This is a genomic window from Leptospira yasudae (assembly GCF_003545925.1).
Taxonomy (GTDB): domain Bacteria; phylum Spirochaetota; class Leptospiria; order Leptospirales; family Leptospiraceae; genus Leptospira; species Leptospira yasudae.
Genome location: NZ_QHCU01000001.1, coordinates 1,032,382 through 1,057,207 on the forward strand (window position 1 = coordinate 1,032,382; position 24,826 = coordinate 1,057,207).

Consider the following 24,826-nt stretch of genomic DNA (forward strand, 5'->3'; position numbering starts at 1 on the left):
AACGCTTTGAGTTTCGGATTTTAGTTTCAACATCGAGAATATTCTAAAATTAGAATGTTTCATTTTAATATCCTCCCGAACCCGGGGTGCGGATCAGACGATTTTCGGCGGGGTGACTGACCGAATATTCGAACTCGATCGTTTTCTTTCCGCCGGCGGGAAGTTCCATTTTGTAGGTAAGAATTCCTTCCTCGTTCTTAACGGGAACGTCTTTGCCGAAGTCGAATTTGATTTCGACGCTGTCATCCACCGTATATGGAACACGATCGATCAACGTAAGGGCGGCGTTTCTTTTTTTACGGTTCTTAATTTCTATACTGACCTTGTATTTGATTTTCGTCCGCGATGAGATCACGCCTTCTTTTTGTTCGAAAGAAGTTTCCCTTCTATTGACGAGAATATCGCGATCTTGACCGAGTTCCATACGGATCGCTTCGCCCGGTTTACTCACGCTCACGATCGTGTTTCCTAAAAGAGTATTTCCCGAAAAAACTTCCATCGGTCCCGCAAGCAAAGGTTCTCCTTCCGAGTTCGAAGCCTCGACGGTAAGATAGGCTCCCGATCCGGCCAACGGAGAAGAGGAATAACCGGGCGTCAAAGAAAGAGACTTCTTCTTTAGAAAAACCTTATTGAGGGAACGATCGGATGGAATCGTTTCCGAAATTCCGGATGCGTATTGATAATCAAAACCTTCCAAAGGAGAAGGAGGGATCAAACCGCCGGGAACTTTTTGCGAAGAAAGAATCAAACTTCCTTTGCGCAGCAGGTCTTCCGTGTACGTTTCGATCGAATTTAATTCCTTCCGGGAGAAGTCCGAAAGTTTCGAAAACTTCTTGAGGGCTTCTTGTCCGTAATAATTCGCCTGATCGTATTGACCGTTGTTGAAGTTGTATTGCTGATTCGCTAAATCGGTTTTCAACTGATTGAGATTGTCTTCGGTGCGGAGAGAATTCGCGCGGTTGGAATAATTCTGTTGAATGATCTGACGCGATTGTTCCATCGGAGCCGGTGCGTTTTTTGCCCGCTCGTTGCTTTGCACATAGCCGTCGGCTTTGGAAGGAGCGCGTTTGCTTTTTTTCTTGGCTTCTTCCTTCTTTTCGCGGGCTACGGCTCCTGCACTCGGTGCGGCATCCGCACGATCATAGGCGGCCGTTTCCTCAATCTCGTTATAAGCCTGCTGCTTCGTTTCATCGATGGAAGCTTGCGTTTGAATTCTCCATTCGCGAACAACCGGAAGATCGATATCCAAGTCCGGATTGGAAGCGGTAAAGAAAAGTTTCACCTTATCCCAATCTTCGCCCGTATCGTTGCGAACCAGAGCGAACCAACTTAGATCGCCGCTTCTCGATTCGTCCGTAAGCTGCAACGAATAACGCGGAAACCAACTCGCGCCGGGTATCAAATATTTATATTCGATCAAGGCTTCGGCATCTTCGGAAGTTTCGGTCTCGAGATAGATTTCTTTTTTTTGTTTCGCTTCCAATCTTCCAAGATGGTCCAAACGTGCGTCCACGACCAACCCTTCTTCGCGGACTTGATCCAAGGTTTCCAATTTTTTTTGGCGGACTGCGGACAACTGGTTTAGATGTTCTTGATATTGTTTTTGAAAGCCGGATAAGAATTCAGGATCTGCGATTTCTTCCTGAGGCGCGGGATCCTTTTTTACGACCGGAGAAATTTTTACGATCGTCTTTTCTTCCTCGATCAATTCCTGAATTTCCGAACTCAAAAGTTCGATCTGATCGTTCAGGATTTCTTGTCGTTTTAACAAAGATGCGATTTCCTTCGTTCTCGCTCTTCGTTCCACTCGAATCTTTCCGCGAATTCCGCGGATCTTAATCTTCTTGGAAGAATCCGGAAAACGAACCGAGATCGTTCTTTCGGAAACCATCTCGGGAATTTCTCCGAGATAAATTTCGGAACTTCCGGCTTTGATTTTGGCGCGAAGATTTCTCGTAACATACGCAAAGCTGGAATACAGAACGACGGATTGAATTTTGGAAGGATCGGGTTTATCGACGGTTGTCGCCGCAAGTCTTTCCCCCGCTGCGGGATCGCCGTCTTCGGCTTCATCCTGACCGCGCGCGGGTGGCGTCGTCAGAACGATTAAGGTAAGAATTAAAATCGGAAATAACTTTTTTTCGATCCGCAACGATCGAAAGGGATGTCTTCGCATACGGGTTTTCTCCAGGAAACCGGATTTCTTCTTCACGAAAAGAAACACCGGTTCCCGGAAAGGGTCAACCGTTTTCCCTAAGGGTAGAAAGCGGGTTTCAGAAAGTACTTTGTGTTTGGGGCTTTTGACCTCGAATCGAAAAGAATCGTTTCTGGCTGATCAAAAAACCTCCGAAGATCGCAAGCGATACGATCGATCCTATCTGGAGAATTCTAGGCAAAGCGAGAAGCCATTCGTTGCTCAAAAACAATTTCAGTTTTTCAACGCCGGTAAAATCCATCGGAAAAAGGAATGAAATGGCCGCTATGGAACTCATCCTTATGATTTCGGAAATCAAACCGCTCGTCTTGGTTTCAAAGATCGCGCTGATATTCCAGAACGTCCAAAGAATATAAAATCCGAGAATCAACATTTCCGTTAAAGGAAGTTCTTTCTTAAATTCGATATAAATCATCGACGCGCCGATTCCGAACGCGAATTGAACCGCGGAATACGTCATCAAGGTCGCAGGAATTTCCGTATTAAATTTTTTGTATGTCTTTTTATCGATTTCGGGAGGTGTGAGAAATTCACCCAAATCGGAGGGCTGCCAGCCCGGAGGTTTGAACCAAACCAGGAATTTATCCTTCCAATTCTTCGTTTTCCAGGCCATTCTCGCAAGATCCTCGAAGTGATGAATCTGCGCGTGAACCGGACTCCAAGTCTGAAGCGGTTTTACGATTCCGTAAATCGGCTCGTCTTCCTCTTCGATATACGTTCCGAGCATTCTATCCCAGATTGCGAACGTGCCTGCGTAATTCTTGTCGATGTATTTAGGATTTCGCGCGTGGTGAACTCTGTGTTGAGAGGGTGTGTTCAAGATATATTCGATAATTCCGAGCTTGCCGATCAAACGAGTATGAATCCAAAATTGATAAGCGAAATTGATTTGGATGCAAAGCACGAACATCAAAGGAGAAAATCCTATGATCGCCAGCGGAAGATAGAACGGAAGGGAGAAAATATTCTGAAAGATTCCCTGTCTTAACGCGGCTGTGTAATTGTAGTCTTCGCTTTGGTGATGAGCGACGTGCGAGGCCCAGAGTACGTTGACCTCGTGGCCGAGACGATGATACCAGTAATAACAAAAATCCGCCAGGACGTAACAAGCGATCCAACCCCAAACGGACGTATCGGAAATTCGAAATATTCCAAAATTCTTATATACCCAAGCATAAATCGCGACTAGACCCACGGTTATGAAAACCGTAAAGACCTGCATATAAATTCCGGCGGTTAAATTGCTGACGGAATCCTTAAAACGATAAACCGGTTTCTTAACTGCGTATCCTGCGATTAGCTCCACAACCAGTAGCACAAAAAAAACGGGAGTAATCAGCTCGATGAGATTCTTTTCCATTAGAGTTCGCTTCCTTTCATCTTCACTATAGAATTTATGCTGCAAAGTCGTAGGATTCCTTAAGGAATCCCACAGAACGGAAACATAAACCCTAGCTAAAAGTGGTTCTGTAGCGAACGCTATTGTCAACAAAAAAGGCGAACTATAAAAATACAATCGGCCAGGATAGCCTAACGTACGTTATGGATAAAATGTTCCGATCGATTTACTTCTTCTCTTTTAGAAGAAAAGAGTCATGGAAACCCCAATCGTCCAGATATATCCGCCATAGGAATAATTCGGATTTCTTTCCGTTGGAACGTATTTGTTGACTTCCATCGCTTTCAACTGGTGATTTTCGAACACGACGTCGAAGATGATCGGCTTACGAAGACGATTCATAAACCGGAACGTTGTCGGACTAAATATATAGGAAAATCCTAAGCTGAAAATATTCCGATCCGAATCCATCCAGTTGTTGGTTCCAGGCATCGCAGGAAGAGGGGTCGGCTTGGTCGCGAAACCTACCCTTGTTTTTAAGAATTTAAACAAAGAGTATTCCGCTCCGATCCGAAAGTTCGTCGTATCATGCAGGTAAAACGCTTCCGAATATTTTTCCTTGATGCGGGACATTTTGAACTGACTCCAAATTTCGCGATTCGCATCAAAGCTAAGAACCAAACGATCGTTAGGTCGGAATGCAATCCCATAGGAAAAAACTCTCGGGTTGAATCCGTCCAAGATCGCGAGATCGAAGTCCAATTGAATTCCAAGCAAAGTAGTTTGCGCTCTTGCAGGAACCGGATCGATTTGCGCGACGGTTTCCCGTTTGTAAGAAGCCCCTAAACTGAATTTACCGTAGGTAAACTGCAGACCGTATGTCGGATTGACGAGAGGTTTTACGGTAAGAATCACCTGTGAGTTTGCCGAAACGGGATCGGGGGAAATCGGAACGTCCTTCATCAAAATACTTCCGGTTCCTCCGGCAGTTGCGGTAAAACCGATTCCCGCAAAAAGGCGATCCTTCCAGATCTCGAGACCGAGACCTCCCATAATGGTCGGTCTTTCATTGCTGATCCCCTGTTGCAGATAACGTGGAACGGTTGGATTCTGATCGTTGAGAGTCATCAGATTTCCGCTCCCAGGAACAAGAGCGTTGATCCCGAAACGAAGACCTCTTCCGAGATCGAACATATCGTTCAAGTTGAGAGTCAATCCAAGACCGACGAAACTATCTCTGATTTTTGTAATATTTTGATTCCGCGGGGCGTTCGTGTGAGAAGTCGGATTCGCGTAGTGATATTGGAAACTGACTTCGTGAACGTTCCTTTCCGGACGGTTGAGCGGTTTATACTTTAGAACGTCCTTTGTAAAACCTTCCTTCGTATCGGCCCAAAGGCGTTTGTACCAAGGTCCAGTTGCAACGATGGGCTGGTTTGCCGGATCGACTGCCGCAGGATCTGCGTTAGGAGGAGTCGCGGGAGGAGCGTCTTTGTTTTCCGGATTTTCCGCACCGTTGGTTCTGGCTTCTTTTTCGATCGAGGCAAGAATCAAATCCCCCTCGGAAAGCCTCCCGAGTCCGGCAGGATTGTAAAACACGGCCGACGAGTTATTGACGATCGCCGTGACCGCACTTCCCATCCCCGCTGCGCCAGGATGCGCGCCGTAAATGTCTCCGTAACTTCCGGCTTTGATTTCTTTTGCAAAGCCGATTCCTAAAAGTAAACCTATCCCGAATGTTCTTTTTAACTTGAGAATTTTCAATTTCGCCTGCCCTCTTTTATCCCTCTCAAAGGAACCAAAGATACATTTTGACTTCTATGTTTGGCTGATATTATTATTAAATATCAGTTATTTTTAAAAAGTTCTGATTATCTTATAGGTCGATACTTAAAAAGTCGAGAAAAAAATTGGAGCGTACGTTACAGACGACGAGTTATGTTTCATCCTTTGGAACCGAAGGAGCCGATTTCGCGCTTTTGGGAAATGTGTTTTCGAAATAGATTTTCATTAAATCGGCAAATCGCAGATAGCCGATAAAGCGATTCTCATCAACGATCGCGATTTTATCCAAATCCTGATCGATCAGATTCTTCAATAAACTCGCCAAAGAATCGTCGAGCGTTCCGCTCGGAGCCGAAGTATCCGTAACGTCTCCGACCGTAATCAAATTCCCGGCGACATTTCGCGATTCGAGCGTATGCCTTGCTTTGCGAAGAGAAAGAATTCCCAGATAGCGATTGTCCCGGTCCACGATCACGTAATCGCTCGCTTGAATTTTGAGTGCCTCTTCTTCGAGTTCCGAAAGCAATCGATGTTCCTGCGCGACCGCAATCGTGCGAAGCCGATTCCTGCAACTTCTCACCTGAATCTCTTCCAAAAAATCCCGGTTCATATCCCAGAAATGCGCCGGAGATTGAAACCTCGTCTCTTTCTGAGCGCGGTACAAACTCAGCTTATGACTCAACACGAAGGTCAAAATCGAAACGACCATCAATGGAGGAAGCAAGGTGTAACTTCCGATCATCTCGCAGATCATAATCATTCCCGCGATGGGTGCGCTCGCAACCCCCGCATAAAACGCGCCCATCCCGACTAAGATAAACGAAGCGACGGAAAGATCGGGATATACAAGAACCTTTGCGAGCGTCCCCACTCCTCCTCCGAGCATTCCTCCGATAAACAACGAAGGACCGAACATTCCCGCGGATCCGCCCGTTCCGATCGTAAACGAAGTGGTGAGAATTTTCATTCCCGCTAAGATGAAAAATAGAGCGACCAACCAAAGACCGGTCGTTTGAAACATCGATGAAAAAATTCCCTGTGTTCCGACCGGGTCTTTTCCGTCGAGTGCGACTTGTAAAACGCCCGCTCCGGTTCCGATCGTCTCCGGCAGGAAAAGGCCGACCGTTCCGATCACGATTCCACCTAACGCAGGTTTAATGATCGGAGAAATTTTCAGACGGATCGAAAAGTTCTGCACCTTTCTAAAAAATCGAATGAAGGCGTCCCCGCATAAAAAACAAAGAACCCCGAGACCTAAATAAAAAATCAAATCGGTATATCTGGAAAACTCCGTGTCCGCTACACGATATACTGTGTTGAAGCCGTTGAGAGCGCAGTAAACCAAGTACGCGGAAACCGAAGAGATAATACAAGGAATCAAAGAATCACTTTCGATGTCCTCGCGATAGATCATTTCGACCGAAGTCAACGCTCCGCCGAGTGGGGCATGGAAGATCGCTCCAAGTCCACCGGCGGTTCCCGCAAGAAGCAACGTTCTTCTTGCCCGTGCCCCTGCCTTCAACAGAGTCGCAAGCAAGGAACCGAATCCGGCTCCGATCTGCGAAATCGGACCTTCTTTTCCCCCGCTACCGCCGCTCGCGAGAGTAAAGACCGTAGCGATGGATTTGATCAGCGAAACGACGGGGTTCATTCTCCCTTCCTGATTGTGGAAGGAATCGATCATAGCGTCCGATCCCGTCCCTCCCGATTCGGGTGAGAATCGATTTACGATCCAACCGGTCAACAAGCCGCCGATGATCGGAAGAAAGAACAAAAGCCAAGGTCGGTACTCGTCCGAAAAAGGAATTCCCCACTGAAGTACGTCGTTCGAGTCGATCAAAAATTCTCCCGAAGCGTGCGGAAGAGAAAGGCCGGCGGCACGGTCCAAAAAAAGATATTCGCAAACCGCGAGAATTCTCGAGAAAACGAAAGCTCCTAAACCGGAAACGATTCCGGTAAGAATACAATAAAAGTATAATGATCTTCTTCCGCTGATTCGAAAAATCGGTTGTTTAACTGTTTCCGTCTTCATGGGCGCGGCGATCGTTTTCCTATACGAAGGGAAGAAGGCGATCTTATTTTCGAAAAAGAAATTCTAAAAACTTAATATTTATACGTGTAAGACAATTCCACCAAACGGTTATGCGTCGTCGTATCTTCGATCGCTCCCGTCATCCGATACAATCTTGGAACCACAAGAGCAGCGACGAAAATCCCCCCATACGGGGAATCGAATACGTTCCCGCTCGGACCTTCTTTGTTGAGAAGATTATCCATCATGCTCTTTTTTGGAATGCTGTTCATCGCAAAGTAATACGCAAGACCGCCGATCAACAAATCGGAAAGCAGATAAAAGGACGTTCTTGAAAACGTATCACCGGAAGTATAAACCGGGGATTTTCGGGAATTGTATAAAACGGAAAACGCGGGAGAAATCAAGTTCAAACCTTGGGAAACGATATGGGACTTTTTTTCCAGCTTTTCGATCTTATCATCCGGATTCGTTCCCGAAGAAGGAGTGCCGATTCCGGCGGCATCCTTTCTTTGTAATTCTTCCTTAAAGTAATTCCGAAACACCTTTTCCATTCCGTTTTTCGGAGCTTCGATCCGCATAATGCTGACATTGTCGCGTTTTGCGAATTCTCCCAAATAAACGTTAAACGAATACCGGGAATACCAAGGATTCGTATAATGATATTTGAATCCTTTGGTCTTCTTGCTGAACTTCACCGAACCTTCCGCGAACTTATTCAACGCCGAAGAAACCTTCATGTTGTTTTCTTCCACGTTTCCTTCGAGTTCGATAACCTCGGAAGCTCCCAGAGAATAAACCGTCAAAAGATAAACGATTCCGATCGGAAGGAGTTTATATAAACGACTCACTGAATCTCTCCTCCTTTGATGTAAGCGATCAACAACATGATGGAATTGTAACTAACGTGCGCGGAAATGGAATACCAAATATTTCCGGTTCTCAGATAAAAAAGTCCGAAAAACATTCCCACAAAGCTGAGAAGAATCGGAACGCTCACGGATGTTTGTCCGCTGTAATGAACCAAACCGAAAACGACGGACGTAAATAAAAGACCGGGCATTTCCAAACCGCGGGCTTGGAATTGTTTCAGACAGAACCCGCGGAAGAAAACTTCCTCCACGATTCCAGTGATCAAACCTACGCTGTAAAGCGACCAGAGTAATAAGGCGCGATTCCCTTTCATTTCTTTGAAAAGCGCCTCTTGAAATTCGTTCGGAGTCTGTTTTCCGAAAACTTTGGTGAGAAAAAAACCGAATACGATTACGAATAAAAAGACCAACGCGCCGAGTCCGGCTCCGGTAAACATCGTCTTGAAATCGAAAGGATCGCTGAGATTGGCGTATTCCGCTTTGAAGAATCTCACCAAAATAAAATACGCGGGAAGAATAAAACAGAGAGCCCAGATCAATCGGTCCACGATCAAAAGCCAGGGTTTTTCCTTAACCATCACTTCGACATAACGATGATAGATTTGTTTCGTATCGGTTTGGATTTCTTTCTGAAATTTTTCGGCGGTCTGTTTATAAATTTCCGCTCTTGTTTCCCCGTCGAGATACGGAAAGTCGCTCGGAAGTTCTTTCGAAATTAAAACGGTAAGAACGATCGAAGTCGCGATCAAAGGAAGAAGGATATATGTTCCAAGAATCAAAACGAGAAGCTGTTGAAAGGCGATAAAAACCGGTTCAAAGGGTTTCTTTTGCGGATTGCCGATATTTTCTAAGGATTCCATTGGATCGGGAGTCTCGGTTACAAGCATTTCTGTCTCTTTTTTTGCGTCATTGTTTTTTTAGAATCGGCCGATTCTACACGTATAAGACCATGAAACGTTCTCTTCGGTATCCAATCGGATTCATAACCGCGGCCGTTGCGCTGCTTTTTTTAGAGGGTCCGATCGATTCCCGTCAAAAACCGGAACTTCTCAAAAACTTAGATTACAACAATCAATCCGTAAAACGACTCCGAGAAGACGTAAAAAACAATCTGAGAATCTCCGTTTCCAATTTGGAACGATCCGACCTAACATCCCTCGAATTTTATCGATACGTAGTAAAGAAAGAGGACAACTTCTTCAAGATCATGGCCCGAACCGGAATGGACATCGATACGATCTCTTCGGTGAACAGCTTGTCTTCTCCGTATGACATTTATCCCGGAATGGAACTTCTGATTCCGAATATGCGGGGAGTTTACGATTCGGATGAACGGGAGAATTCTTCCGCGGCTCGGAAAAAACTTTCCAAGAAATACAACCTCTCCGAGAAATTTATTTCCTTTGACGAAGGAAAGGAACTTTGGTTCATTCCGGGAAAAGGACTTCCGAAAGAGGAAAGGTCGTTTTTCTACGGAGTCGCTTTTTACAGACCTTTAGGGGAAGAAGGAATCGTATCCTCCCGTTTCGGAAAACGGAAAGATCCGTTTACGAGAAAGGAAACCTTTCATGGCGGATTGGACATCGCTGCCGACGAAGGAACTCCCGTGTACGCTTCTGCGGACGGAGAAGTTTCCTTTTCGGATAAGAAGGGCGGCTACGGAAATCTGATCGTGCTCAATCATCGACTCGGCTATGAGACGTTATACGGACATCTCAGTTCCATTTCGGTCAAGCCGGGAGAAAGAGTCCGCAAAGGTCAAAAGATCGGAGAAGTCGGTCAAACGGGAAGAGCGACGGGAAATCATCTTCACTTCGAAGTCAGAAGATTCAATCAAAGACAAAGACCCGTCTTTAGAGATCATGCTTAAACGAATTCTACTTTTTATCGGCGTATTCTTACTCACGTCTTTCGCGTTTACTACATTTCTGTTTTTCAGATCGTATAAGAACACGGAAGAATATCTGGTGGATTCTCCCTTTGATCCGGGTAAGAACAATTATCTTTTGGAATCGGAATGGATTCATAAGGAATCCTTAAACCGTCCTTACGGAATCGCGATCGACACGTCGGGTTACGTTTATACGGGAACCGCGGACAATAAAATCATGCGTATCCGCACGAACGAAAAGGTGGAACCGTTTGCGGTCGTGAACGGAAGACCTTTGGGAATGGTTTTCGATTCCTCCGGAAATCTTTTGGTCTGCGTCGAGGAAGTGGGAATCGTGGAGATCAAAAAGGACGGTTCTCAAAGGACGTTGATTTCCGAACTGCCGGACGGCTCGGCGCTTCGTTTTCCGCACGGGATCGACGTTTCCAAAAACGGGAGAATTTATTTTACCGTTTCGAGCCGATCGCATTCTTGGAACGAATCCTTTTTAGAAGAACTTTCCTCCCTTCCCGACGGAATGATTCTCGTCGCGGATAAGAATTCGAATACATTAGAAATATTGAATGAAGAATTGTTTTATCCGACGGGAATCGCATTGTCTTCCAACGAACAATTTCTGCTCGTTACCGAACCGTTCCGTCACAGGGTTTCTTCGGTTCCTTTGTACGGTCCGAAAAAAGGGGTGGAGAAGTTCTTTCTTACCAACATTCCCGGAATTCCAGGTTTGATTTCCGGAAACGGTGGTTCGTTTTGGGTCGGAATTCCGTATTATCGAAACGAGGTTTTGGATCGGGTTCAAGAATATCCTTATATCAAAAATCTGTTATCCGGTCTTCCTACGTTTCTTTTTGCGAGAAACACACCGAGAGGGTTGATCTTCGCGTTGAACGACTTCGGTGATATTACTGCAAATTATCAGGATTTCTCGGGTTCTTCGATCAACGGCGTGACGGCCGTATTGAACCACGGCGGGAGTATCTACTTGGTTTCTTCGACCATCGGTAAAATCGCGAGAATGAAACCGATCATCGAAGAAATTCAGTTTTTCTAATATTCGAGAAGCTTTACAAACCTCTGCAATCTTTCGATTGCGACGCTTTCCGAGGATCGCGCCGCTGATTCTTACATAGATCCTAAGGTTTCTCTGAATCTTTCCAACGGGAAGCGGTTTACGAAATCGCCGAACTTTTCTCCGGGATTTCCTTCGTTCTTCCAAAGCGTGAACACTTTTTCGAGTTGGTTCGGAATTTCAGCAAGAGGAACTTTTTTCGCTACGTAGTCCCCCACTTTGGTTCCTTCCGAATCCGCTCCGAGGAAGATGGAATATTTTCCTCCGGCCATCTGACCGACGATTCCCACTTCGGCGGAATACGGTCTTGCGCATCCGTTCGGACAACCGGTCATACGAACCACAGGAGCTCTGTCGCTCAATCCGAGTTTGTCCAAAACCTTTTGAATTCCGTTCAGAACTTCCGGAAAGGAACGCTCGGACTCGGTCAACGCAAGCGCACAAGTCGGAAGCGCAGGACAAGCAAGTGCGCGATCAAAAAGCGGAGAAGGACTTTCCCAAGCTACATTCAATTCTTTTAATCTTGCTTCGATTTTCGTACGGTCGGATTTTTCAACTCCGAGAAGGATCAAATCCTGATCCGCGGTGATCTGAACGCCGAGTTTGTAATTTCCGATGATTTCTTTCAAAGCGGACTTCAACGGTTTTCCGGGGAAATCCTTGATTCTTCCGGCAAGAGTGTGGAACCCGAGAGAAAGAGTTCCGTCTTCTCTTTCATGCCATCCTAAATAAGAAGGAGTGGTCCAAGTCGGAAGCGCCTTATTCGTATCAAGTTTCACCTTAGAACGGGATTCCACTTCGGTTCTGAACCATTCCACGCCTTTTTCAGCGAGAACGTATTTCAAACGGGCGTGTTTGCGATTCGTTCTATCTCCGAAATCTCTGTGAGCGGTTACGATCGCTTCCGCAACGGGAATCAATGCGCTTTCAGGAATCCAACCGAGCAAACTTGCGGCCCGTGCAAACGTTTCCGGTTTGTTGTGGGTCATTCCGAAACCGCCGCCCGCAAACACGAAATAACCGTCGATATTTCCGTCCGCGGATAAAGTCGCCGCGAAACCCATGTCGTTCGCGTAGATGTCCACTGTGTTGTTTCCCGCGAGAGTTACTGCGATCTTAAACTTCCGAGGAAGATAGGTCTTTCCGTAGATCGGATCCTCTTCGTCTTTGTTGAGTTGTTTGTCGCCTAACCATACTTCGGCGTAAGCGTTCGTCTTATATTTAAAATGATCGGATAAAAGCTGAGCGACTCCGTCCAACAGTTGTAGATCCTTTTTACCGAGAGGATTTACGGCTTGAGTCACGTTACGCACAACGTCCCCGCAGGCGCCCATGCTGGAAAGATTCACTTCGTGGATCGCTTTCATCACGTCGCGGAGATGAAAAATTCTCAGCGTATGAAGCTGGACCGATTGTCTCGTTGTTAAACGAATCGCCCCGCCTCCGAATTTATCTCCCAGTTCGTCCCAAACCAAGTATTGCTCGGAAGACAATCTTCCGCCGGGAATTCTACCCCGAATCATAAAGCTGGTAGGAGCTTCGATATCGTTTCCGTTTTCGTCTTTTTTACGATCTCTGTCTTTCTGTTGATACAGTCCGTGAAACTTCAAAAGCTGTTTCTCGTCCTCTTCGTAGGAATCGATGTTCTGGTCTATGCCTTCGGCGATTTTTCCTCTTAGATTTCTAGAGTTCAGCTTAATCTCTTCTACGGGTGATAATTCTTTTGTTTCTGACATGGCTTGGATCTTTTTCCTTTTTCGGGTTTATGATTTCGTTATATACGTTTGGGTTCCGCGGGGATTTTGAAATAATCCTCTTTCAGAGTCTGCAACAACTCTTTCAAAACCTTTTTTCTTTTTTCGGGATCGGGAAGAATCGACTTCAATTCTTTTCTAAGCCGCATCAACTCCTGCAGTTCTTCTTCGTGCTCGTCGGGAATAAGTTCTTCCAATGTCGTCTTAACGACTCCGGACAAACCCGCAAAATTTCCTTCGGTGGAAATTGCAACGCGTACAGGACCGCGATCCAATACGGCTGCGGAATAAAAATCGCAGTTCGAAGGATCGTCCGCACAGTTGATCCAAATCTTCCAAGAATGCGCGTAATCGCTGAGTCTTCGATTCAAATCGGAATCGTTCGTCGCGGAAAAAACCAAGGCCCGTCCTTGAAGATCGGAAAATTCGACGGATCTGTATTCTACTTTGATCTCGGGATGTTTTTCCAAAATCTGCGCGACTTCGCGGCAAGTTTCCAAGGCGATCAACGTGATCTTAGCGCCCGCATCCAAGAGATGCGGTAATTTTTCGAGAGCGACCTTGCCGCCGCCGATCAAAAGAACATTCTTATTTTCTAAATTCAAAAACGCTGGATATTTACGGCTCATTCTTCTTCGCCTCCCAGCGTTTCGGAGACAAATTGTGCGAAACGGGTTCTTTCCAAAAATTGAACGACCTTTCCGATATAGATGATACCCGGACCTTTCGTCTTTTTTTCAAAGTAAGAATCGGCCGCTTCCCGAAGCGTGCAGGTTTGAACGTTGCAGTTTTCGAGCGACGCATTTTCCACAAGAGCGACCGGTAATGAAGGATCGCTTCCGTGCAGCAAAAGAAGTTTCGCAATTTTAGGAAGAGAGGTCGTCCCCATAAAAAGCGCAATCGTTCCTTTGAACTTGGCAAACCATTCCCAATCGGTTTCCTCGTTCAGAACGGTATGCCCGTCCATGATCAAAACCTGGCGGGACAAACCTCTGTGAGTCAGAGGAAATCCCGCAAAGGACGAACCCGCGTTCAGAGAACTGACTCCGGGAACGATTTCGTATTCTATATTATGATTGAGTAATGTGATGAGTTCTTCGCCGCCTCTTCCGAAAACGAAAGGATCTCCTCCTTTCAGACGAACCACATTCTTTCCTTGCAAAGCGTAGAAAAGAAGAAGCTCGTTGATTTCTTCCTGCGTTGCGGAATGAGCGCCGGAACGTTTACCAACGTAATGAACCACGGCGGACTTCGGAAAAATCTCCAGAAAAGAAGGATCCAAAAGCGCGTCATACAAAATGACCTCGGCATTGGTTAGAATTCGATACGCACGTAAAGTAAGATCCTCCGGATTTCCCGGTCCGGCTCCCACAAGATACACCTTGCCGGGTTTAAGATCTTTGTTCGTATCGGCGTTTAACACGAATTAGGCTCCGACTCCGGTGATCATTCCCGCGCCGACGGTGGAATTGGTTCCTTCATCCACGAGTATAAAACTTCCCGTGGAACGATTGATTCTATATTCGTCGAAACTCACAGGCTTTGCGGTGCGGATTTTGATCTTACCGATTTCGTTCAGCGTAAGACCTTTCGACGCGTCCTGTTTTTCATGAGTGTCGGGAGCGACCTTGAATTCGATTTCTTTTACGATCGCTTTTACCGAATTCGTGGTTTGACGCAGAAGGTATTTATTACCGGACAATAAAACCTTGGAATCCATCCAGCAGATGTTCGCTTCCAAATCCTGAGAAACGATCGGCTGGTTATCGGACTTAACGATCATATCTCCGCGGGAAATATCGATCTCGTCCTTCAAACGAATCGTGACGGACATCGGAGGAAACGCTTCTTCCACTTCTCCGTCGAACGTATCGATCGCTTCGATCGTACTCGTAAATCCGCTCGGAAGAACCGTGATCGAATCGCCTTTTCTGAAAATTCCGCTGCGGACCTGTCCCGCGTATCCTCTGTAATCGTGGTGTTCGTCGGAAAGAGGACGGATCACGTATTGCACCGGAAAACGAGCGTCTTCTATGTTCTCGTCGCTTTCGATATAGACTTCCTCAAGATGATTGAGAAGAGTACGTCCGTCATACCAGGAAAGGTTTTCGGACTTATCGACTACGTTGTCCCCGTTGAGAGCGCTGATCGGAATAAATTCAATATCCTTAATGTCCAATCGGGACGCGAAGTTCAGATATTCGGCTTTGATTTCTTCGTAACGAGATTGGGAGAATTCCACCAAATCCATCTTGTTGATACAAACCACGAGATGAGGAATTCTTAACATCGATGCGATGTAAGAATGACGATATGTTTGTTCGATCACGCCCTTACGAGCGTCGATCAGAATGATCGCCAAATTGGAGTTAGACGCTCCCGTAACCATGTTACGTGTGTATTGAACGTGGCCCGGAGCGTCGGCGATGATGAACTTTCGTTTCGGAGTCGAAAAATATTTATAAGCGACGTCGATCGTAATTCCTTGTTCTCTTTCCGCTTTGAGACCGTCCGTGAGAAGAGCCAAGTTGATCTGACCGTTGTTGCCGCGCGCGGTTTTTTCGATCGCTTCAAGTTGATCCTCGAAGATCGATTTGCTGTCGTAGAGAAGTCTTCCGATCAAAGTGGACTTACCGTCGTCCACGCTTCCCGCAGTAATAAAACGCAATAAATCCATCAGAAGTATCCTCCTCGTTTTCTGTCTTCCATAGCCGCTTCCGAACGTTTGTCGTCGAGTCTGGAACCTCGTTCCGTCGTCCGAGTCGTTTGGATTTCGAGGATGATGTCGTCGATGTTATCCGCTTGCGAATCCACTGCCGCGGTGCAAGTCATATCGCCCACCGTGCGGAAACGAACGATCTTGTCTTCCACGCGATCGTTTCCGTCGATCGTAATGAACTTCGAAACGGGGAAGAGAAGATTCTCGCGATAGATCACTTGTCGTTTATGAGAAAAATATAAAGAAGGAAGAGCGATGTTTTCTTTGCGGATGTATTCCCAAACGTCCAACTCGGTCCAGTTGGAAATCGGAAAAACGCGTACATTCTCCCCCGGACTGATTTTACCGTTATAAATATTCCAAAGCTCGGGTCTTTGCAGTTTCGGATCCCATTGACCGAATTCGTCACGAACGGAAAAAACCCGTTCTTTCGCTCTGGCTTTTTCCTCGTCGCGGCGCGCTCCTCCGATGCAAGCGTCGAATTTGAATTCGGCGATCGTATCCAAAAGGGTCACGGTTTGAATTCCGTTTCTGCTCGGGAATTTTCCTTTTTCTTCCACCGCTTTGCCTTGATCGATGGAATCCTGAACGTAACGAACGATGAGCTTCTCGCCGATCTTGGAAGCGAGTTCGTCTCTGAAATCGAGAGCTTCCTGAAAGTTATGACCGGTATCGATGTGGACGAGAGGAAACGGAAACTTTCCGGGACGAAACGCTTTCAACGCGAGATGCACAAGTGTGATCGAATCCTTTCCTCCGGAGAAAAGAAGAGCGGGTCTTTCAAATTGAGAAGCGGTTTCCCGAAGAATATAAATCGATTCCGCTTCGAGTTGTTCGAGATGTGTAAGTCTGGATCTATTCATAGTTGAATTCATATTGCTCTTTTAGGACCGGATTTTTGACGGACCAACTTGCCGTCGACGACGTGAAGTCCGCATTCTTGGTTGGATTCTTCCCACCACCATCTTCCGGCGCGGATATCTTCTCCCGGTTGAACCGCTCTTGTGCAGGGAGCGCAGCCGATCGAAGGAAATCCTTTTTTGTGTAACACGTTTACCGGAATCCGATACGTATCGATGAAGTCTTGCGTGCGTTCCAAAGACCAATCGAGAAGCGGATGATACTTTAAAATATTACGCGAAGAATCAAGTTCCACTTTCGTGAGCGAATGTCTGGAATCCGATTGTTCCGACCGGATTCCGGTGATCCAAAGTTTTGTTCCGACAAGCGCTCGATTGAGAGGTTCGACTTTTCGGATATAACAACATTCTTTTCTGTTATCCACCGAATCGTAAAAGCTGTCGGGCCCTTTCGTATTGATGAGATTTTGAACCGCGACCGTGTCGGGAAAAAACGTTTCGATCTTTTTATTATAACTTGCGTTCGTAAGTTTGTGAAGGTCGTACGTTTCGTTGAAAAGGCGGCCCGTATCCAAAGTAAAAACTCTGATTTTCAGATTTCGGGAGAATATAACGTGAGTGATAACTTGGTCTTCAAGACCTAAGCTCGTGGAGAAGGCCGCAGTTTCCCCATACTCGTTGCTGATCCATTCTAAAGCGTCTTCCAGGCTCAAAGGCGCAAGTTTTTGTTCCAACTCTTGCGGGTTCATGTTCGTGATAATCTAAGTCTTGAATTGGAGGCTCACGCATCCAGCTTGATTTTATAATTGATCCAAGAAATAGTCCAGATTTAAGAAAAAATGGACCTATTTATTTGCCAAAGTTCTATATATTGGATTTTTTGTAAACTATATTTGATATAGCGCATCCTCAAGCGTCAATTTCTCAGTCTTACTGGAAATTTAGAAAGTATTGGAAAGAATCCTCCCCTTTACTCCAATCGATTCCTAATGGAAATCCTATCGATCCTCAAGGGATTCTTTCGGAAGAATCGAGCGATTTATGTTCTCCTATTTGGAGTTTACGGAAGCGTTTTTCTCCTTCTCTTTCTCAACGAAGAATTCGGATTTCCCCTTCTTGCCTCCAAAAACCCCGTACTAAAAACGATCGCCACGCTCTGCATCTACGGAATGCTGATGCTCTTCTTCTACTTTCACCTTCCCCAAAAAAGAAGGAGCCGATTTGCTAAAGGAAAACTCGCCGGTTTTCTCTTCGTATTTTGGATTTGTATGATCGTGCTGGAATTTTTGGATCTTTCCCATGAGAAATTTCTAATGTATCTCCCCAGGGAATGGATCTACTGGTCTTGGAAGGTCGCGAAACAATTCGTTCATTTCGTTCCGTTGCTCGCGATTCCCTTGTTGTACGATTTTTACAGACACAAAACCGATCCGGTTCCGTTCGACAAAAAGAAAAATCCCCGTTACTATCCGATCTTGATTCTCGGATTGTTGATCGCGGCGATCGGATCTTTCGTTCCCGGCTTTCGCGAATTTTATCCGCGAGCGCCTTTGAGCAACGAACAACTTTTGTATCACGCAACTTGGTTCACGACTTTGGGTTTCGAAATCGTTTATCTTTCCACGTTTTATTTCACGGAATTCTTTTTTAGAAAATTCATCATTCGTTATTTGAGTTTTGCGGGACGGTATCACGCCGTCGGAATGGGCGCATTGATTTACGGGATGGTTCATTTCGAAAAACCGAGAGGAGAAATTCTCAGTTCGTTTTTCGGAGGTTTGCTGATGGGAGCTTTGAGCATACGAACGCATTCGATCCGAGGCGGTCTTTACGCGCATATCGCGCTCGCGGCGGGAATGGAATTTTTTGCGGGTCTTTATGTTTGGGACAAGTTGTTTTGATCGAATCGGAGAACGGACTTTTCGTAAAAATCAGGGCGACTCCTGCGGAACGATCCGTAGAGAGGGACGAGCCGGATTTTTGCAGGACCGGGCTCTCGCTTCAATCTGCGAAGCGCCATAAAAACTTTTTCAAAACAAAAAACGCCTCGAAAAAGAACGGCGCATCGCAGTATTTCCGCTCGATCCCTGTCGCAAAATACATTCGAAAAATCTAATTTTTTCGGATCTTCACGATGCAGGCCCCGCGAATCTGGGTTTGCATCGTATCCTTTGCGAACTTCAATTCTTTCGTTAAGATCTCCGTAAGACCTCCCTCGATCTCTTCGCAGGATTTTGCAACGATGAACCAATCCTCTTTGAAAACCGGAGAGGAGGTTGTTGAAATCGCCTCGGAGGCGCGCGCTTTCAAAAATTCGACTTCTTCTTTTTTTCTCTTTTCACGGACGTTTTGGTAATTCAGAAAACCGGCTCTATAAAAAGACAACGTAATATCCGGTCGATTGTGATGTTCTAACGGAAGCAAATTCCATAAAACGGAAGTACGACTTACTTCTTTTAGGAAGAATTCTTCCGCATCGTCGGCGGTATAAAACAAAGAACGGTCCACGCCGGAAAAACAGAGATTGGTTCTTTCCCAAACGGAATGATTCTTCCAACTCCAATACCCGAACGTAAACATAAGAAATAACGAATATACCGCCGCGGCAAAAATTTTAGCGGATTCTTCTTTCGAAAATTCTTCGTAACAAAAAATTCCGATCGCGATCAACAGAGCCGGATACAAATGATAGATATGTCGCGGTTGATGATTGGGAGTCATCAGCGTAAGTCCTAAAATCGAAACGAAGATCGATAAAAACAAAAAGAACGAAGCGCTGACTTCCCGCTTCTCGCGGTAACGAAAGATTCCGAATCCGATTCCGAGCAACAAGCCCGCACACAGAATCCATCCTCCATGCGGAGCATAAAAAGAATTCTCGATAATTTCCTGAAAATAGGTCAGGCTAAAGATCGATTCATCGCCTTGTCCCGGCAGTAAACCGGCCCCTTGTGCGTGTTGAATCGTGCTGCTCGAACTGGAAAATCGGTCCGGATGCAATAAAACCCAAGAACCGATCGGAAGTATCACATACGTCCAAAAGTATTTCCAGACGACGCCGATTTCTTTTTTATTTTCTTTCGAATAGAATAATTTCCAAATCACGATGCTAATGCTGATCCAAAAGAGCAGCGCTCCCGCATAACGCAATAGCGCTTTGGTCTTTCCCGGAAACGCATCCTTGGAAATTAAAATCGAGGTAAGAAGCAGCACGAGCGAAAGAACGATCGGAAGCGAAGCGCCCCATTTGATTCTCCCGAAAAAATTCTTTGCGGAAGCGTTTTGATACGAATTCAAAAGTACAAATAGGAACGTTTTGGTTTTTTGAAAACGAAACACGGTTAAAAACAAACAGCCGAAAAAAACGAAGATATAACCGTACGGATATTTCGTATGGAACAAAAGGTTCGCGCTGACAAACAAAAACCAGGGAGAATCCGCTTCTTGATTTTCGACGGAATTTCGATACAACTTCCAAAAGGCAAGAATCGCTGGCAGAAAGAAAAGGCCGCCCTGTATTTCCAGCATTCCTGAAAAGGAATAATGCATAAATCCCGGATTTTGCAAAAGCCCGGCCCAAACGATCGGAAACAAAATCGCTGCGGCGATCCAACTTTTATTTTTGTGAAACGACCTTAAAATCCAAGGAACGATTCCAAAAAGAAGAATCAATTCCACAAACGTGAACAACGAAACCGGAGTTCCTCCGGGACCGAACATCAAAACGAGGAAAGCCTCGGGAATATTTCTGAGAACCGGCCAAGTCGGCGAATCAAAGATCAACTTCAGAACGGTGATCGCGTCAAGGGAACGCACGGCTTCCGCGATTCGAATCGAAGTAACCAACCTTGCGTCCGGGTCCCACGTTAAAAAATTCTGATTCGGACAAAACGTTATAAATTTAAGATACAGTTTTCGGAAATAGATTCCTAAAATAACGAACTGAGGTAAAAAAAGTCCCAGAGATAAAATTGCGGACGCGCGGATGTTCTTCAAAAACTGCATGATCGATTTCAGGAATCATCACAACTTCTTTCGGATTACGGTCAATCGACTAATCGGAATCTATTTCTTATTCCCGATTTTTTTTACGCTTCACGCGGACGATCGGCCCTTCGTTTTTCCCAAGGATCATTCCTTTCATTCTCCGTATAAAGTGGAATGGTGTTATTTCGTGGGAATCATCCGTTCATCGGACGGCAAACGATACGGATACGAACTTAGTTTTTTCAAAGGAATTTTCGGTAAGAATAGGGAAGCGTTTCCCGTTCACTTTGCGATCTCCGATTTGGAAAACAAAAAACACGAAACGGCGCAAGCCGTCGAACGTAAGTTAGGCGGAATGGCGGGTTATGACGGAAAACGGATTTTTAGCGGCGACTTCGTTCTGGAGATCCGAGGAAAAACGGAATTTCATCTGATTGCAAAACCGAAAAACGTTCCGGGACTTTCCCTGGATCTGCATCTCAGCGCAGAGGATTCAAATATTCTAATACACGGAGACGAAGGGAAATCGATCAAGAGCAGAAAGAATCCCGATTTCTATTCGTATTATTACAGCATCCCCGGACTTTCCACACAAGGAGAACTCGTTTTCAACGGGAAAAAGATTCGGATCGAAAGCGGCAATTCTTGGATGGACCATGAGTGGAGCAGTCCGTTGGATTCCACAAGACAAGCGGAGCTTTCGGACAAATCCAATTCTTGGGATTGGATCTGCATCCAACTCGAGGACGGAACCGATCTGATGGCTTTTAACTTTCGGGAAACTCCAGGCTCGGCTTCGGAAAGTTTCGGAACGCTCCGATTGAAGTCCGGACAAAAAACGAAATTTGAAAAGGAAGGAGAAATTCTTTTCTCACACGATTCTTCCTTTTGGAAAAGTCATCGCACCGATAAAAAATATCCTCTTGTATGGAATCTGACCACTCGATCGACACAAGAAGATTCGACTCTCCAGCTTATAATCGAACCCTTCTTTGAAGATCAAGAATTCGATTCCAGACCTACAACCGGATTCAGTTATTGGGAAGGCGCGGTAAAAGTTCGAGGAAAGAGAGCCGGAAAATCCGTTCAAGGTTTCGGATATTTGGAACTCAAAGGAGGTCGCGATTGATGCCGAGCAAATCGAAACCTAACGTTCAAACCATTTCTCTTAACAATTAAAACTCTTTTTTGAAAAAGGCTTTGTCTTAGAATCTAATTCCTCGAAACTGTTTTTCCGGGAACCGGAAACGAAATGAAAAAATATTTCCTGAAACGATTTCTTCTCATCATCCCGACTTTGCTGGGAATGACGTTTATCGTTTTTTTGATTTCTCATTTTGCGCCCGGCGGTCCGCTCGAAACCGAAATCGCAAAGATCCGAGGATATGCGAACGCACAAGGCGGGAGCGCAAAAACGATCTCCGAAGAAGAAATCGACATCATCAAAAAAAGATTACATTTAGATAAACCCGTCGGCATCGCTTATCTTTATTGGCTCAAAGAAATTCTTACCTTTAACCTGGGAGAATCCAGGCTTCATACGCGGCAAGTCACGGATTTGATTTTGGAAAAACTTCCCGTATCGCTGACGTTCGGTCTTTCCGGTTTTTTTCTTTCCTATTTGATTTGTATCCCGCTCGGAATTTCAAAGGCGCTTCAGAACGGAGAACGATTCGATATCGCTTCCAGCGGAATCATCTTAATCACGTATTCGATTCCCGTCTTCGCGCTTTCCGTGTTACTGCTTTATATATTCGCCTCGGGAGAATTATTATCGATCTTCCCGCTCGGTCACGAGGTTTCGGACGAATACGAATCCTTATCTTCTTGGGAAAAGATCGTCGATCGAATCCAACACATGTTTCTTCCGGTGATCTGTTACGTTTCCGGTTCGTTCGCGGTTCTCACATTGTTGATGAAGAATTCCCTCTTGGAACAAATCTCGAAAGAATACGTCCGCACCGCTCTTTCCAAGGGATTCAGTTTTAAGGAAGCGATCTTCAAACACGCGTTTCGAAATTCTTTGATTCCGATCGCGACCGGCTTCGGTAGCAACCTCAGTTTGATTTTCGCGGGCTCGCTCGTGATCGAACTCGTGTTCAACATCGACGGAATGGGCCTTTTGAGTTTTCAAGCCGTCACGGAAAGAGACACGGATCTGATGATGGGACTTTTATTGGTTCAAAGTCTTCTTTCCTTGATCGGAAATATTCTCTCCGATTTCTGTTACGTCCTTATCGATCCGAGGATTCAATTCGAATGATTCTGAGTCCGATCTTAAAAAAACGATTTCAGAAATTCCGGGCTAACAAACGGGCTTGGTATGCCTTAAATATATTATTGATTTCTTATGTGATTTCCTTGTTCGCGCCTCTCATCGCGACCAATCAGCCTTTGATCGTAAGTTATCAGGGGAAATGGCATTTTCCGATTTTTGCGTTTTATCCCGAGTCTCAATTCGGTGGGGAGAATCTAACTCCGCCGAACTACAAAAAACTCGCAAAACGGGACGATTTCCTCTCCGGTTCCAATTGGATCCTATTCGCTCCCGTTCCGTACGGCTACAACGAGGACAACTTGGAAAGTTTGGAGGAAGGGGAAACGCCTCCTTCTTCTCCCAATCGAAAACATTGGCTTGGGACGGACGATCGGGGCCGCGACGTTTTTACGCGGGTTTTTTACGCATACAGAAACGCCCTCAGCTTCGGACTTATATTAGTATTTCTTGAATTAGCAATGGGAACGTTGATCGGTGGAATGCAGGGTTACTTCGGAGGAAAGACGGATATTCTCATGCAGAGAATTATCGAAATTCTTTCCGCGATCCCCTTCTTATATTTGATTCTGATCGTGGGAGCGTTTTTCGGAAGAGGATTTACGGTTTTATTGATCACATACGGCGCGTTGAGCTGGATCGGCATTTCGTATTATATGCGCGGAGAATTCTACAAACTCAAACAACTGACGTATGTGGATTCTGCAAAAGCGTTGGGAGTCAGTTCGTTTCGAATCATGCTGCGACACATTCTTCCGAACGCGATCACGCCCCTCGTAACATTCTTGCCGTTTACTCTGATCGGATCGATTTCCATTCTAAGCGCGTTGGACTTTCTCGGTTACGGAATTCCCGCGCCTAACCCGTCTTGGGGAGAAATGATCGGACAAGGAAGGGAACGATTGAGCGCATGGTGGCTCATCACGTTTCCGTCGTCCGCGCTCTTCTTCACGATTTTATTGACTTCGTTTATCGGAGAAGGACTAAGAGACTCTTTCGATTCCAGAGAAAAGGCGGTGTATGAATGAACGCTTCTTCTTTGCTTCAGGTTAAGAATTTTTCACTCGATCTTTATTCGGAAAACCGTTGGCTTCCCGTTCTTCAAAATTTGAGTTTCGACGTACGACCCGGTGAAATTCTTTCTTTGATCGGAGAATCGGGCTGCGGCAAGTCTTTGACCGCGCTCGCATTGACGCGTTTGATTCCTTCCAACATTTCGCGCGTTCGATCGGGTGAAATTTTATACCAAGGAAACGATCTTTTAAAACTTTCCGCCGAACAGATGAGAAAGATCCGCGGAAAGGAAATCGCTTATATCTTTCAAGAACCCTTTGCCGCGCTCAATCCTTTGTTGAAGATCGAAGATCAGATGATCGAAGCGTATTTGATGCACATATCGGATAACCGCAAAGAAGCGATCGAGAAAGCGAAGTATCTTTTGTCTTCGGTCGGAATCACGGATATTCAACAAAGATTATATTCCTATCCGAATCAGATGAGCGGGGGAATTCTTCAGAGAATCAGCATCGCGATGGCGTTGATGTGCGATCCGACTCTTCTCATCGCTGACGAACCTACGAGCTCGATCGACGTAACGATCCAAGCACAGCTTGTGGAACTTCTTCTTCGTCTTCAAAAAGAAAACGGAATGTCCATTCTCTTTATCTCGCACGATTTCGGCTTAGTCGGAACGATCGCGCATCGAATCGCGGTTATGTATGCGGGGAGAATCGCCGAGATCGGAGACACCGATTCCGTCATCGATTCGCCCAATCATCCTTATACGAAGGATTTACTCGCGTCGATTCCGTCGCTTGCCAAATCGGTCGAGGACTTGCAGCCGATTCAGGGAATCGTTCCTTCGCCCGATCAATACCCGATCGGTTGTCATTATTCCACACGTTGTAAAGCGGTGATGAATTCGTGCAAAGAAACCAAACCGGAATTGTTTACCGTACGCTCCGAAAAAGAACCGCATCTGGCCGCTTGTTTTTTAACGAAAGAATAGGATCGTATCGAAGAAGAAAT

General features: G+C 45.6%; 20 protein-coding genes. 7 read left to right on the top strand and 13 right to left on the bottom strand.

Going from position 1 to position 24,826, the window contains the following annotated elements; translation table 11 throughout:
* Window positions 1-64 precede the first annotated feature (64 nt).
* The 6 genes from DLM76_RS04985 to DLM76_RS05010 all read right to left on the bottom strand — a co-directional run bounded on the left by DLM76_RS04985 (window position 65) and on the right by DLM76_RS05010 (window position 9,130).
* On the bottom strand, window positions 65-2,176 hold the full coding sequence (locus tag DLM76_RS04985) for a DUF4139 domain-containing protein (protein WP_118954673.1): 2,112 nt from the start codon (window positions 2,174-2,176) through the stop codon (window positions 65-67).
* Between the two features lie 97 nt (window positions 2,177-2,273).
* Window positions 2,274-3,575, bottom strand: coding sequence for a sterol desaturase family protein (locus tag DLM76_RS04990; RefSeq protein ID WP_118954672.1), 1,302 nt, complete (start codon window positions 3,573-3,575; stop codon window positions 2,274-2,276).
* A 219-nt stretch (window positions 3,576-3,794) separates the two neighbouring features.
* On the bottom strand, window positions 3,795-5,318 hold the full coding sequence (locus tag DLM76_RS04995) for an OmpP1/FadL family transporter (RefSeq protein ID WP_118964498.1): 1,524 nt from the start codon (window positions 5,316-5,318) through the stop codon (window positions 3,795-3,797).
* 172 nt (window positions 5,319-5,490) lie between these two features.
* Window positions 5,491-7,371, bottom strand: coding sequence for a chloride channel protein (locus tag DLM76_RS05000; protein WP_118964499.1), 1,881 nt, complete (start codon window positions 7,369-7,371; stop codon window positions 5,491-5,493).
* A 71-nt stretch (window positions 7,372-7,442) separates the two neighbouring features.
* Window positions 7,443-8,222 (bottom strand): hypothetical protein, encoded by a 780-nt coding sequence (locus DLM76_RS05005; protein WP_118954669.1) that lies wholly within the window; start codon window positions 8,220-8,222, stop codon window positions 7,443-7,445.
* Window positions 8,219-9,130, bottom strand: coding sequence for a CPBP family intramembrane glutamic endopeptidase (locus DLM76_RS05010; RefSeq protein ID WP_118964500.1), 912 nt, complete (start codon window positions 9,128-9,130; stop codon window positions 8,219-8,221). Before DLM76_RS05010 ends, DLM76_RS05005 begins: the two co-directional genes overlap by 4 nt.
* 62 nt (window positions 9,131-9,192) lie before the next feature.
* Between DLM76_RS05010 and DLM76_RS05015 the strand changes: the two genes are divergently transcribed.
* Together DLM76_RS05015 and DLM76_RS05020 are read left to right on the top strand one after the other, a co-directional pair.
* Window positions 9,193-10,113 (top strand): LysM peptidoglycan-binding domain-containing M23 family metallopeptidase, encoded by a 921-nt coding sequence (locus DLM76_RS05015; RefSeq protein ID WP_118954667.1) that lies wholly within the window; start codon window positions 9,193-9,195, stop codon window positions 10,111-10,113.
* Window positions 10,106-11,185, top strand: a complete 1,080-nt coding sequence (locus DLM76_RS05020; protein WP_118964501.1) for an SMP-30/gluconolactonase/LRE family protein — start codon at window positions 10,106-10,108, stop codon at window positions 11,183-11,185. Before DLM76_RS05015 ends, DLM76_RS05020 begins: the two co-directional genes overlap by 8 nt.
* A 71-nt stretch (window positions 11,186-11,256) precedes the next feature.
* On the opposite strand, the gene DLM76_RS05025 is transcribed toward DLM76_RS05020, so the two are convergent.
* From DLM76_RS05025 to DLM76_RS05050, 6 genes are read right to left on the bottom strand one after another with little or no spacing between them, the layout of a single operon-like run.
* A complete protein-coding gene (locus tag DLM76_RS05025) occupies window positions 11,257-12,939 on the bottom strand; it encodes an NADPH-dependent assimilatory sulfite reductase hemoprotein subunit (RefSeq protein WP_118964502.1) in 1,683 nt (560 codons plus the stop codon).
* A gap of 38 nt (window positions 12,940-12,977) precedes the next feature.
* Entirely contained in the window at window positions 12,978-13,586 is a 609-nt protein-coding gene (locus DLM76_RS05030; protein ID WP_118954664.1) for a precorrin-2 dehydrogenase/sirohydrochlorin ferrochelatase family protein, read from the bottom strand.
* Window positions 13,583-14,380 carry a uroporphyrinogen-III C-methyltransferase gene (gene cobA / locus DLM76_RS05035; RefSeq protein ID WP_118964503.1) on the bottom strand — a complete coding sequence of 266 codons (798 nt, stop codon included), beginning with the start codon at window positions 14,378-14,380 and terminating at the stop codon, window positions 13,583-13,585. The genes DLM76_RS05030 and cobA overlap by 4 nt, the downstream gene beginning before the upstream one ends.
* Before the next feature lie 3 nt (window positions 14,381-14,383).
* Window positions 14,384-15,634 (bottom strand): sulfate adenylyltransferase subunit CysN, encoded by a 1,251-nt coding sequence (cysN, locus tag DLM76_RS05040; RefSeq protein ID WP_118954662.1) that lies wholly within the window; start codon window positions 15,632-15,634, stop codon window positions 14,384-14,386.
* Complete coding sequence (gene cysD, locus DLM76_RS05045) at window positions 15,634-16,539, bottom strand: sulfate adenylyltransferase subunit CysD (protein ID WP_167450720.1); 906 nt, start codon at window positions 16,537-16,539, stop codon at window positions 15,634-15,636. Before cysD ends, cysN begins: the two co-directional genes overlap by 1 nt.
* An 8-nt stretch (window positions 16,540-16,547) precedes the next feature.
* The gene (locus DLM76_RS05050; protein ID WP_118964504.1) at window positions 16,548-17,285 is read right to left on the bottom strand and encodes a phosphoadenylyl-sulfate reductase; all 738 of its coding nucleotides are present in this window, start codon (window positions 17,283-17,285) and stop codon (window positions 16,548-16,550) included.
* Between the two features lie 240 nt (window positions 17,286-17,525).
* On the opposite strand from DLM76_RS05050, the gene DLM76_RS05055 reads away from it, so the two are divergent.
* Window positions 17,526-18,437, top strand: a complete 912-nt coding sequence (locus DLM76_RS05055) for a CPBP family intramembrane glutamic endopeptidase (protein ID WP_118964505.1) — start codon at window positions 17,526-17,528, stop codon at window positions 18,435-18,437.
* 211 nt (window positions 18,438-18,648) lie between these two features.
* Here the strand turns inward: DLM76_RS05055 and DLM76_RS05065 are convergent, their stop codons facing one another.
* Window positions 18,649-20,541: a hypothetical protein gene (locus tag DLM76_RS05065; protein WP_118964507.1), complete on the bottom strand. Its 1,893-nt coding sequence runs from the start codon at window positions 20,539-20,541 to the stop codon at window positions 18,649-18,651.
* On the opposite strand from DLM76_RS05065, the gene DLM76_RS05070 reads away from it, so the two are divergent.
* The 4 genes from DLM76_RS05070 (at window position 20,540) to DLM76_RS05085 (ending at window position 24,806) form a co-directional block, all read left to right on the top strand.
* A complete protein-coding gene (locus DLM76_RS05070) occupies window positions 20,540-21,652 on the top strand; it encodes a lipocalin-like domain-containing protein (RefSeq protein WP_118964575.1) in 1,113 nt (370 codons plus the stop codon). The two genes, DLM76_RS05065 and DLM76_RS05070, sit on opposite strands and share 2 nt — an antisense overlap.
* Window positions 21,653-21,775: 123 nt before the next feature.
* Window positions 21,776-22,786, top strand: a complete 1,011-nt coding sequence (locus tag DLM76_RS05075; RefSeq protein WP_118955155.1) for an ABC transporter permease subunit — start codon at window positions 21,776-21,778, stop codon at window positions 22,784-22,786.
* A complete protein-coding gene (locus tag DLM76_RS05080) occupies window positions 22,783-23,826 on the top strand; it encodes an ABC transporter permease (protein ID WP_118954655.1) in 1,044 nt (347 codons plus the stop codon). The genes DLM76_RS05075 and DLM76_RS05080 overlap by 4 nt, the downstream gene beginning before the upstream one ends.
* Window positions 23,823-24,806: an ABC transporter ATP-binding protein gene (locus tag DLM76_RS05085; RefSeq protein WP_118964508.1), complete on the top strand. Its 984-nt coding sequence runs from the start codon at window positions 23,823-23,825 to the stop codon at window positions 24,804-24,806. Before DLM76_RS05080 ends, DLM76_RS05085 begins: the two co-directional genes overlap by 4 nt.
* The last annotated feature ends 20 nt before the right edge of the window (window positions 24,807-24,826 follow it).

Excerpts from the sequence above, each read along its gene's own strand:
- DLM76_RS04985 (WP_118954673.1), bottom strand. The coding sequence starts at position 2,176 with ATGCGAAGACATCCCTTTCGATCGTTGCGGATCGAAAAAAAGTTATTT.
- DLM76_RS04990 (WP_118954672.1), bottom strand. The coding sequence starts at position 3,575 with ATGGAAAAGAATCTCATCGAGCTGATTACTCCCGTTTTTTTTGTGCTA.
- DLM76_RS05000 (WP_118964499.1), bottom strand. The coding sequence starts at position 7,371 with ATGAAGACGGAAACAGTTAAACAACCGATTTTTCGAATCAGCGGAAGA.
- DLM76_RS05010 (WP_118964500.1), bottom strand. The coding sequence starts at position 9,130 with ATGCTTGTAACCGAGACTCCCGATCCAATGGAATCCTTAGAAAATATC.
- DLM76_RS05015 (WP_118954667.1), top strand. The coding sequence starts at position 9,193 with ATGAAACGTTCTCTTCGGTATCCAATCGGATTCATAACCGCGGCCGTT.
- DLM76_RS05020 (WP_118964501.1), top strand. The coding sequence starts at position 10,106 with ATGCTTAAACGAATTCTACTTTTTATCGGCGTATTCTTACTCACGTCT.
- DLM76_RS05025 (WP_118964502.1), bottom strand. The coding sequence starts at position 12,939 with ATGTCAGAAACAAAAGAATTATCACCCGTAGAAGAGATTAAGCTGAAC.
- DLM76_RS05030 (WP_118954664.1), bottom strand. The coding sequence starts at position 13,586 with ATGAGCCGTAAATATCCAGCGTTTTTGAATTTAGAAAATAAGAATGTT.
- cysN (WP_118954662.1), bottom strand. The coding sequence starts at position 15,634 with ATGGATTTATTGCGTTTTATTACTGCGGGAAGCGTGGACGACGGTAAG.
- cysD (WP_167450720.1), bottom strand. The coding sequence starts at position 16,539 with ATGAATAGATCCAGACTTACACATCTCGAACAACTCGAAGCGGAATCG.
- DLM76_RS05050 (WP_118964504.1), bottom strand. The coding sequence starts at position 17,285 with ATGAACCCGCAAGAGTTGGAACAAAAACTTGCGCCTTTGAGCCTGGAA.
- DLM76_RS05055 (WP_118964505.1), top strand. The coding sequence starts at position 17,526 with ATGGAAATCCTATCGATCCTCAAGGGATTCTTTCGGAAGAATCGAGCG.
- DLM76_RS05070 (WP_118964575.1), top strand. The coding sequence starts at position 20,540 with ATGATCGATTTCAGGAATCATCACAACTTCTTTCGGATTACGGTCAAT.
- DLM76_RS05065 (WP_118964507.1), bottom strand. The coding sequence starts at position 20,541 with ATGCAGTTTTTGAAGAACATCCGCGCGTCCGCAATTTTATCTCTGGGA.
- DLM76_RS05075 (WP_118955155.1), top strand. The coding sequence starts at position 21,776 with ATGAAAAAATATTTCCTGAAACGATTTCTTCTCATCATCCCGACTTTG.
- DLM76_RS05080 (WP_118954655.1), top strand. The coding sequence starts at position 22,783 with ATGATTCTGAGTCCGATCTTAAAAAAACGATTTCAGAAATTCCGGGCT.
- DLM76_RS05085 (WP_118964508.1), top strand. The coding sequence starts at position 23,823 with ATGAACGCTTCTTCTTTGCTTCAGGTTAAGAATTTTTCACTCGATCTT.